Raw genomic sequence first — 9,157 nt, 5'->3', positions numbered from 1 at the left:
CGCGGACGCGAACACCGCCTACCGTAATTTCTTCGCCTCGCTGACCGGCAAGCGCCGGGGTCGCAGGGTCGGGGCGCCGCGGTTCCGGTCCCGCCGCGACAACCGGCAGGCGATCCGGTTCACCCGCAACGCCCGCTTCGCCGTCACCGACGGCCGCATGTTGCGGCTGCCGAAGATCGGCGATGTGAAACTCGCCTGGTCCCGGGATCTGCCGTCGGAGCCGTCGTCGGTGACGATCGTCAAGGACGCGTCCGGACGGTACTTCGCCTCGTTCGTGGTCGTCACCACCGACGAGCCGTTGCCGGAACTCGACACCGAGGTCGGGATCGATCTGGGGCTCAGCACGTTCGCGGTGCTCTCGGACGGCACGGTCATCGAGTCGCCGAGGTTCTTCCGCCGTGCCGAACGCCGACTGCGCAGGGCGCAGCAGAACCTGTCCCGCAAGCAGAAAGGCAGCAGGAACCGGGCCAAGGCCCGCATCGAAGTCGCCAAGGCTCATGCCCGGGTGTCCGATGCCCGCACGGACTGGGCGCACAAACACTCCACGACGCTGATCCGCGAGAACCAAGCGATCTATGTCGAGGACCTGTGTGTCACCGGGCTGGCGCGGACACGGTTGGCGAAGTCGGTGCACGACGCCGGGTGGGGCATGTTCACCCGGATGCTCGAGGAGAAAGCCGCCCGGTACGGGCGGGTGTTCGGGAAGGTGGACAGGTTCTTCCCGTCGACCCAAACCTGCTCGGACTGCGGGCGGGTGGACGGGAAGAAGCCGTTGTCGGTCCGCACCTGGACGTGCCCGTGTGGGGCGGTCCACGATCGGGATCTGAATGCTGCACGGAACATTCTCGCCGCCGGACGGGCGGAGAGGCTAAACGCCTGCGGAGAGACGGTAAGCCTGCCCGCCTAGCGGGGAGCACGATTCGATGAAACAGGAACCCACCGAGAGCGCCGCCGGCGCTGGTAGGAATCCTCGGCCTTCAGGCCGGGGAGGACGTCAATGCACGTCGTCCATGGTCTTGCCGACCTCGGCGAGGGTCATCGGCACCCCGAAGTCGGCGGTGTACTTCCGGGCGGGGATGTCGCACCGGTACAGGCCGCTGTCGGGGTTGAAATCGGCCGCCTCCCAGCCGTCAGCGGTGGCTTGCTCGACGTTGAAACAGGGCTGCGGCGGGATGGGATTCTGCAGGTCGTTGGCGGCGTGGAGGCCGCCACCGGTCCAGGCGGTCTCCTGCCGGGCCGTGTCGTAGAGGCACTTTCGGGTCAGGTCGTCGCCGCAGGCGGCGGCGGATTTGGCGAACAGCAACCACGAGGACCAGGCGCGCATCGCCGGGAGCGTGATCTGCGCGTCGGGTGCGTACTTCGCGTACAGCGCCTTCAGTTGTTCGACGGCGGCCTCGTCGCTGTCGAGCGGGGCCACGCCGCTGAGGTCGACGATGTTGTTCTGGAAGTCGGCGGAACGGCCGAGCAACTCGATGAACTGGGCGTTGTAGGCGTTGTTGTTGGGGTCGATCCAGTCGAGCTTGTAGTCCATGTTGGTCAGGACGTCCTCGAGCTTGGCCAGCTGTTCCCAGGTCCCCATGAAGATCAGGCCCTTGACGCCCTTGCTCTTGATCGCCTGAGCGTAGGGCGTCCAGTCCGAGACGCCCATCGCCGGGTACAGCTCGTTGTAGACGACCGTGGCTCCGATCGCGTCGAGAGTCTCGAGGGTCATCTGCTCTATGACCTTGGTGACCGCCGAGTCACCGTTGATCATCCCAACCGCGGCCTTCGACTCGGGGTAGGCCTCGTTCACGGCCCAGGTGCGGAACCCGGCGTAGTTGTCGTATCCGGGAATCTTCGCCGGTGAGGCACTGATCTCGAGGTCGGCGCCGGCGGAGCGTTCCTGCACGGCCTGGGCGGGGAAGCTGGGCAGCAGGCAGCTGAGGCGTTCCTTGACGCCGAGGGCGTCGAGCCCGGCGCCGCCGCCGACGAGGGCGAAGTCCTCGCGGCACGCCTCGATCATGCGCTGGCGGGGTTCCATGAGTTTCGCGTCGCGGGTGTTGGCGACGAGGGTGCGTCCGTTGATGCCGCCGTTGTCGTTGCACCAGGAGGTGAACACCTTTGCTGCGTCGACAAATTCGGAGTTTTTCGTGAATCCCATGTCGGTGAAGACGCCGACCTCGATCTGTTCGGCGGTCACGCCCTGCGTGGTGGCGGTGGAGGCGTCGCCGTCCTGGCAGATGCCGGTGAGGTCACCGAAGTCCGCGGAGACCGTCGACGACCCGCCCTGCCCGGACGTGGTGCCCTCGGTTTCGGTGCCGGTCCGGCCGCCACAGCCGGCGACCACCAGTGCGACCGCGGCCACGGCTACGGCCACGCGTCGCCGCCCGGCAAGGAAATGCTGTTGTCGTTTCACGTGTCTTTTCCTCTGCCGAGCCTCAGGTGTTCCGGCCGCCGTTGACGCCGAGGATCTGCCCGGTGATGTAGCCGGCTTCCTCCGACACCAGGAACGAGCAGGCTGCTGCGATGTCCTCGGGACGACCGGCACGGCGGACCGGGGTGCGCTGGATGTGTTCCTCGATCGTGCCGCCGAGCAGTCCCTTCTCCTCGGTCCTGCGCAGCATCGGGGTGTCGACGAAGCCCGGCGGCACGGCGTTGACGGTGATGCCGTTCGGGCCGTATTCGAGCGCCAGGGATTTCGTCAGGCCGTTGACGGCGGATTTGGCCGCGACGTAAGGCGACATGAACGGCTGACCCGAATGGGTGCTGGAGGAGGAGATGTTCACGATCCGCCCCCACCCCGCGGAGAGCATGTCCGGCAGCGCCGCGTGGGTGCAATGGAAGACACTGTTCAGGTTGACGTCGATCGCGCGCTGCCAGTCGGCGAACTCGAGGTTGACGAACCGCTTGTACACCTCGAGCCCGGCGCCGTTCACGAGGATCGTGACCGGGCCGAGTTCCTGCCGGATCTCGTCGAGCGCTTCGTCGATCTGTGCGCGGTCGGTGACGTCGACCCGGTATTCGTACTCCGCATCGTTCGGCTTCAGATCGAGAACCGCCACCCGGTGGCCGTCCTTGCGCAGGCGTTGCGCGACGGCCTTGCCGATTCCCGAGCCGCCTCCCGTGACGACCGCAGTTCTCACGTCCATGCTTCGTCCCCGGCAATCGTGATGCGTCGCATGAGACGCTCGGACGACGGGTCGTAGGGGAGAGCTCGGTGCAGCATGCCGGTGTTGTCCCACACGACCATGTCGCCCGCCTCCCAGTCGTGGGTGTAGCAGAAGCGTTCCTGCGTGGTCCACGCCTGCAGTTCGTCGAGGAGAGCCCGGCTCTCGTGCGGTTCCATACCGACGATGTGATCGGCGGTGGCGCCGACGACGAGGGACTTGCGGCCGTCGCGGCGTTCCCAGACCAGCGAGGATTCGTGGGTGGGCAGATGGCGCCAGCGGGCGACCTGTTCGTCGGTGGGGTCGGGGTAGACGGTGCGCTGGGCGGCCTCGAAACTGTGTAGCACCCGCAGGCCCTCGTAGCGCTTGCGTTCGGCCTCGGGCAGGTTCTCGTACGCGGCGTAGGTGCTCGCGAACTCGGTGCCGCCGCCGACGGCGGCGACATGGCGACAGGTGAGCACCGTCGCCTTGGCCGGGATGTCGTTGGTGGTGTCGTCGATGTGCCAGCTGAAGGTGCCCTTCAGGTACTCGGCCGACCGGGTGACGGCCGGGTCGAGGGAGACCGTCATGATCTCCTGGCCGGGGAGCGGCTGGACCGGCGTGCCCAGTCTGCGGGCGAACGCGAGCTGGGCCTCGTCGTCGAGGTTCAGCCCGCGGAAAAGCAGCACACCACGCCACTTCAGGGCTTCGGTCAACCGCGCGGTCACCGCGTCGTCGTTCAGGTCGTCGACCCCGGTCACTTCGATGCCGAACGATGAAGCGAGCGCTGTGGTCTCGAGCATGAGGAATCCTTTCGTGTCTCGTGGAAACACGGAATCGGTTGTGTCACAAACGGATTTTTGGTCCGATCAGCAAGGGCGGCCCGGCGGCTTTCGAACACCATCGGGCCGCCGGGCCGTCAGGTCACAAGGACACGCCGGCTTTGTCGAGGCAGCGGTGAAGCGCGTCGATGTAGGCGGTGGTGCCGTGGAACGGTCCGCTCGCCCCGATCGCGACCTGGAGGAACGGGGTGTACTCGTCGTTGACGTGGGTCTCCCAGCGGGTGATCTCGCCGTCCTCGTTGGTCTCGAGGAAGCTGTAGCTGTAGAAGCCCATTGTCGTGCCGTCGACGGTGGTGCCCTGCCAGCGGGTCTTCCAGACGACGCCGTTCTCGGCGGGCCAGTACTTGAAGCTCGTCGGCTTCCAGTCGGGGAACACGAGCGAGTACGCCTTCGCCTCCATCGTCGCGGCTTTCGCGGTGTCGACGACGGCCTCGCTCATGAGGATGACTTCCTCACCGGTGAAGTACGGGGAGGTGTAGATTGCGTCGGGAGCGAATTTCCAGGCTTCGTGGCCGTTGTCGTCGGTGTACTCCTGGCCGTCCTGCACGCCCTGGCGCAGGTACGCGTTGCGGTAGCTCTCGGCGAGGCGACGATGCTGGGCGATGCGCTGCTCGTTGTTCATCCGGATCCTCTCGATGTGATTCTCGTGCTGGGGATTCGATGCGGTGGGGGAGTGGGACGGACGGTCACTCCGAGATGTTCACGTTGTCGTAGCTGCCGAGCATCCCGGTCTCGGGCAGCGCCATCTGCAGATAGACGTCGATGTGCCGGATGTGGCCGGTGTCGTCGAATTCGTACACCGACACCGAGTTGACGACACTGCTGAAATCGCCGATGCGGCTGCGCTCTTCGAGTTCGAGGAACACCACGCCGGCGGTCTCGGTGATGCGTTTGAAGGTGCACTCCCATTCGGAGGACTTCGCCCAATTCGTCAGGAACTCCACGTATCCGGACCAGTCCATCACTTCTTTGAAGTTCCCCACGCGTTCGAACTCGTCGACCGCCACCAGTTCGGCCAGGGGTGCCCAGCTGTCAATTGTGAAACCGGGCTGCTTCGCCTCGTCGACCAGGCGCTTGGTGACGAGGCTGTATTCGAGGACCCGGCGGGCGTGCCCGGTGTGGTCGTCGAGGATGTCCTCGACCTGTGTCACGGTCATCTGATGTTCGGCGCGGATACTCCCTTGTTCACGAGGGAGCGCAAGCGCCGTCCTCCTTCCGGTATGTGGTGTCGGGTAAACCTTGTCGGTGGTGTCGGTTAGCGTGCCGGGCATGGGGACCGAGGTGGTGCGCTACAACTACCGGTTGCGGCCGGGTGCCACCGCCGAACGCGCCCTGATCGAGGAGTGGCATCGCTGCCGGTTCCTGTGGAACGAAGCGGTCCACCGATCCGGGACCGGCGCGAAGCCGACGTTCGCGAAACTGAGCAAGCAGCTGACCGCCACCCGGGCCCGCTCGTCGTGGCTGCGGGATGGTTCCCAGGTCGCTCAGCAGCAGATGCTGCGCACCTACGCGCAGGCATTGGATGCCTCGTTCACGGTCAAAGGCCGGGGCCGGCCTGGCTTCAAGCGGATCACCTCCTTCCGGGTGGTGGCGGTTGCCGTCTGAGTCGGGAATCCCCTGCCTTCGGGCAGGAGGGGCGTTAAGAGAAGTCTCTTTCGGTCGGTGGTCGGTGGTCGGTGGTCACGAAGTCGCGGCGGCCGCGAGGTAGCGGTCGACGGCAGCGTGGAAGTGGGCGATGACGATCTCTTCCTTGACCAGCGTCATGTGGTCGAGGCCCTTGTTGCGGAGGCCGCGCTGCTGGCGCGGCATCTGCTCGTAGTCCTGCTGGAGCGCCAGGAAGTACTGGAAGCTGCCCGGTTCCTCAACCCGGACCGGCTCGACCTGGAAGCTGCCCCGGACCTCCGGGGGTAGCCACATGTAGCTGCTGATGTGCCAGACGCAGCGGTTCGGGTCACCGTCCGGATCGGGGAGCGCGAGGATGACGGTGGCTTCCCCGGCCCGGATCGTCATGAAGAAGTTCGGGAAGAGCACCCAGCCGTGGTTGTCGCTCATCTGCGCGTCGGTGAGGCCGCTGACATCCAGGCCTTGGCCGGTCAGGGTGTCGCGGGTGGCCTGCTGCAGGAGGGTGCGGACCGTCACCCCCTCCGGGAATTCGAGGACGCCCTCGGTGCGGTATCCGTCGACCAGTTCTTCGAATCGGGGCAGGACGGCGGTGACGGTCGGGAAGGTGCCGGGAAGTTCGCGAATTCCCTGGACCTGCTCTTCGGGGCCGTACGTGTTTACCCCGGCGACCTCGAACGGGGCCACCGAGACGCAGTGCTCGTCCATGAAGCGGTGACGGCTCGTGCTGGGGTCGATGTTGATCACCTTCAGCAGTTCCGGGTGGATGCCGTTGATGTGGTAGCCCTCGGAGAAGGCATCGACGACGACTTTCCAGTTGCAGTCCAGCTTTTCGCGGACGTCCATCACCGTGACCATCTCGTCGAGCCGGTAGGGCGCCAACATCTCGGCGACCTCGGGGCCGAGGTAGTCGGCCAGTGGCTCGGCATTCGGGTCGGGGTTGACGAAGATGAATCCGGCGAAGGTGTCGACGGAGGCGGGGATGAGCGAGTTGTCGTCCTTGTCGATCGGGCCGAGCACCCGCTCGCGCAGGACACCGCGCAGCTTGCCCTCGAGATCGTAGGACCACAGGTGGTACTGGCACATGAACCGCTGCGTGTTGCCCTTGCCGGTGCACAGGGGGTTGCCGCGGTGGCGGCAGGCGTTGACGAAGCCACGGATCCGGTCGTCCTTGCCGCGGACGAGGATGAACGACTGGTCGTAGATCTCGAAGACCTTCCAGTCGCCGACCTCGGGCAGCTCGTCGACACGGCCGGCGACCTGCCACACCTTCATCCAGATCGATTCCCGCTCACGCTCGGCGAAGTCGCGGGAGGTGTAGCGGTCGGTGCTGATGCGCAGGGAGAACCTGTCGTGGCCGATGTCGGCCAGGCCGAAACCGGTGTCGACCCACTCGCCGGGCCGCGCCGGCCGTACCGGATCCGTCAGGGGCTGCGTGGAACTCATGATCTCGCTCCTTCTCGTCGTCGACGATGTCGTGAAACGCGGGCTGTCGATGTGAAGATCCGAAAGTAATGTGGCTCTTGGCTCTTGACTGTTCGAGCGGACGAGCATGCAGGGGTGGTTCCGGGGGCGCGGACACGCCGCGGTACCTCCCGGGTCTCGCGGGAGGGTGGTGAATCTGGTGGCGCGACCGTCTTCCGGTGCGGGACCGGACCTCCGGGGCCGGTGAGGAGAAAGCGCAGCCACGGTTCGGCTCGTTGTGCCCCCACGGTCGATGGTGTCGACCGGCCCCGAACAAATTAATCACTTGATTGATTACTTATGATGCACGCCACAATCGATGGTGTCAATGGGTGTGGGTCACATGGATATCCGGGTCGATGCGCCGCGATCGCGCAGCGGACGGACGGCCGATTTGCACGCGAATCCGGTCGGGGCGGTGCGCAGGCGCGTACCCTCTGAATCCAGCGGTGGATGCCGCACACGCTGTGCGGATAAGTTCACGAGGGCGGAAACGGTGGACTGCCATGACCGACGAGTCGATTACCCGCGGTTCCGATCAACAATCCGGCCACCCGGAATTGCTCGCGATTCTGCTTGCGATGGCGATGTTCGTCCTCGTGGTGGATACCTCGCTGATGAATGTGTCGATCTCGTCGGTGGTGCGCGATCTCGACACGACGGTCAGCGGTGTGCAATCGGCGATCGCGCTCGAGGCACTGGTATCCGCCGCATTCATCCTCATCGGCAGCAAGATCGGCGACCTCATCGGCCGCCGACGCGCCTACGTGCTGGGGTTGCTCGGTTATGCGACGGGCGCCGCGGCGATGGCCCTCGCGCAGAGCCTGACCGCGGTGATCGTGTTCTGGGCCGTCGTCGGCGGGATCGGGGCGTCGCTGCTGCTGCCGGCGATGCAATCCCTGATCCACGGCAACTTCGAAGGGGACGCGCAGAAGAAGGTCTACGCACTCGTCGGCGCGGCCGCCGCGATAGCCGCGGCCGTCGGACCGCTGCTCGGCGGATTCATCACCACCTACCTGTCCTGGCGCCTCGCGTTCGTGCTCGAGGTGGTGATCATCGCCGTTGTGCTCTCCGGTATCGGACTCGTCCGCGACGTGCCCTACACCGGATCCCGCGGTGTCGACGGGGTCGGTGCACTCCTGTCCGTGCTCGGCATGGGCGGCATCGTGCTGGGCATCCTGGTCTGGCAGGAAGGCGGCGAAGCGGTCGCAGGGTTGCTGGTGATCGGCGTGGCCGCACTCGCCGGCCTCGCCTTCTGGCTGGTGCGACGCACACGCGCCGGTTCGACCCCACTGCTCGATCCGGATCTGTTCCGGTCGAAGGTCTTCCGGCTCGGCATCACCGGACAGATGCTCCAGCAGATCGCCCTCGGCGGCATCATGATCGCGCTGCCGATCTACCTGCAGATGGTGCTCGAGTACAACGCCATGCAGGCGGGCCTGTCCCTCGCCCCGCTCTCTCTCAGCATGTTCGTCGTCGCACTGGTCGCAGGCAGGAAGCTCGGCGACCGTCGACCGGGAGCTGTCATCAGGTGGGGATTTCTGCTCGTCACGATCGGGATCGTGGTCCTGATTCCGATCGTGCCGCGCGCCGACTTCGGATGGGGTCTGCTGCTTCCCCTCGCGATCGCCGGCTCGGGTCTGGGCCTGCTGGTCTCGCAGCTGAACAACTACACGCTCGCGCCGATCACGGAGGAACGGGTCAGCGAAGCGGCCGGAACCAACTCGGCAGCCGGGTCCTTCGGCCTGTCGTTCGGACTGGCGTTCGCCGGCGCCATCCTGCTCGCGACCCTGTCCATCACGTTCACGTCGATGGCGGAGTCGAGCGATGTGCTGCCGCCCGCCGAGCAGCAACGCGTCGCCCAGGTCCTCGAGGAGGACGCGGAGGTCATGAGCAACACCCAGCTCGAGGAGTTGCTCGCCGGTCAGCCGCCAGTGATCCGCGACGAGGTCGTCCGGATCAACACCGACGCACGCCCGATCGCTCTGCAGATCGCGTTGCTCGTCCCGCTCGGCGCGGCACTGCTCGGTTTGGCGAACTCGTTCCGCATGGTACGTGCGGACGGGCCGCCGGCTGCCGCGCCGAAGGGTGCTGCACCGCTCTGAT

The 9,157-nt window shown here is 66.1% G+C and carries 9 protein-coding genes; 3 read left to right on the top strand and 6 right to left on the bottom strand.

Annotated elements, in window-relative coordinates; translation table 11 throughout:
* Positions 1 to 907 (top strand): RNA-guided endonuclease InsQ/TnpB family protein (locus RZ1_RS25090; RefSeq protein WP_072815277.1); only part of this gene is annotated, 907 nt, incomplete at its 5' end.
* An 87-nt stretch (positions 908 to 994) separates the two neighbouring features.
* Here the strand turns inward: RZ1_RS25090 and RZ1_RS25085 are convergent.
* The 5 genes from RZ1_RS25085 to RZ1_RS25065 form a co-directional block, all read right to left on the bottom strand.
* Complete coding sequence (locus RZ1_RS25085) at positions 995 to 2,395, bottom strand: ABC transporter substrate-binding protein (protein WP_238071837.1); 1,401 nt, start codon at positions 2,393 to 2,395, stop codon at positions 995 to 997.
* Between the two features lie 22 nt (positions 2,396 to 2,417).
* A complete protein-coding gene (locus tag RZ1_RS25080; RefSeq protein WP_072815288.1) occupies positions 2,418 to 3,122 on the bottom strand; it encodes an SDR family NAD(P)-dependent oxidoreductase in 705 nt (234 codons plus the stop codon).
* Positions 3,119 to 3,928, bottom strand: coding sequence for a TauD/TfdA dioxygenase family protein (locus tag RZ1_RS25075; protein ID WP_072815273.1), 810 nt, complete (start codon positions 3,926 to 3,928; stop codon positions 3,119 to 3,121). The genes RZ1_RS25080 and RZ1_RS25075 overlap by 4 nt, the downstream gene beginning before the upstream one ends.
* Before the next feature lie 121 nt (positions 3,929 to 4,049).
* Positions 4,050 to 4,589, bottom strand: a complete 540-nt coding sequence (locus tag RZ1_RS25070; protein WP_072815271.1) for a hypothetical protein — start codon at positions 4,587 to 4,589, stop codon at positions 4,050 to 4,052.
* Positions 4,590 to 4,653: 64 nt separating this feature from the next.
* Positions 4,654 to 5,124, bottom strand: coding sequence for a hypothetical protein (locus tag RZ1_RS25065; RefSeq protein WP_072815269.1), 471 nt, complete (start codon positions 5,122 to 5,124; stop codon positions 4,654 to 4,656).
* Positions 5,125 to 5,236: 112 nt separating this feature from the next.
* On the opposite strand from RZ1_RS25065, the gene RZ1_RS25060 reads away from it, so the two are divergent.
* Entirely contained in the window at positions 5,237 to 5,572 is a 336-nt protein-coding gene (locus tag RZ1_RS25060; protein ID WP_238071838.1) for a hypothetical protein, read from the top strand.
* 75 nt (positions 5,573 to 5,647) lie between these two features.
* Here the strand turns inward: RZ1_RS25060 and RZ1_RS25055 are convergent, their stop codons facing one another.
* Positions 5,648 to 7,033 (bottom strand): aromatic ring-hydroxylating oxygenase subunit alpha, encoded by a 1,386-nt coding sequence (locus RZ1_RS25055; protein ID WP_072815268.1) that lies wholly within the window; start codon positions 7,031 to 7,033, stop codon positions 5,648 to 5,650.
* Between the two features lie 524 nt (positions 7,034 to 7,557).
* On the opposite strand from RZ1_RS25055, the gene RZ1_RS25050 reads away from it, so the two are divergent.
* Entirely contained in the window at positions 7,558 to 9,156 is a 1,599-nt protein-coding gene (locus RZ1_RS25050; protein WP_072815266.1) for an MFS transporter, read from the top strand.
* Position 9,157: the final 1 nt, after the last annotated feature.

Source organism: Rhodococcus zopfii NBRC 100606 = JCM 9919 (assembly GCF_001895025.1).
In the GTDB taxonomy this organism is placed as follows: domain Bacteria; phylum Actinomycetota; class Actinomycetes; order Mycobacteriales; family Mycobacteriaceae; genus Rhodococcus; species Rhodococcus zopfii.
Note: the sequence above shows the minus strand (reverse complement) of the source record. Positions and strands in the feature narration are given on the sequence as shown.

Excerpts from the sequence above, each read along its gene's own strand:
- RZ1_RS25065 (WP_072815269.1), bottom strand. The coding sequence starts at position 5,124 with ATGACCGTGACACAGGTCGAGGACATCCTCGACGACCACACCGGGCAC.
- RZ1_RS25055 (WP_072815268.1), bottom strand. The coding sequence starts at position 7,033 with ATGAGTTCCACGCAGCCCCTGACGGATCCGGTACGGCCGGCGCGGCCC.
- RZ1_RS25070 (WP_072815271.1), bottom strand. The coding sequence starts at position 4,589 with ATGAACAACGAGCAGCGCATCGCCCAGCATCGTCGCCTCGCCGAGAGC.
- RZ1_RS25050 (WP_072815266.1), top strand. The coding sequence starts at position 7,558 with ATGACCGACGAGTCGATTACCCGCGGTTCCGATCAACAATCCGGCCAC.
- RZ1_RS25060 (WP_238071838.1), top strand. The coding sequence starts at position 5,237 with ATGGGGACCGAGGTGGTGCGCTACAACTACCGGTTGCGGCCGGGTGCC.
- RZ1_RS25075 (WP_072815273.1), bottom strand. The coding sequence starts at position 3,928 with ATGCTCGAGACCACAGCGCTCGCTTCATCGTTCGGCATCGAAGTGACC.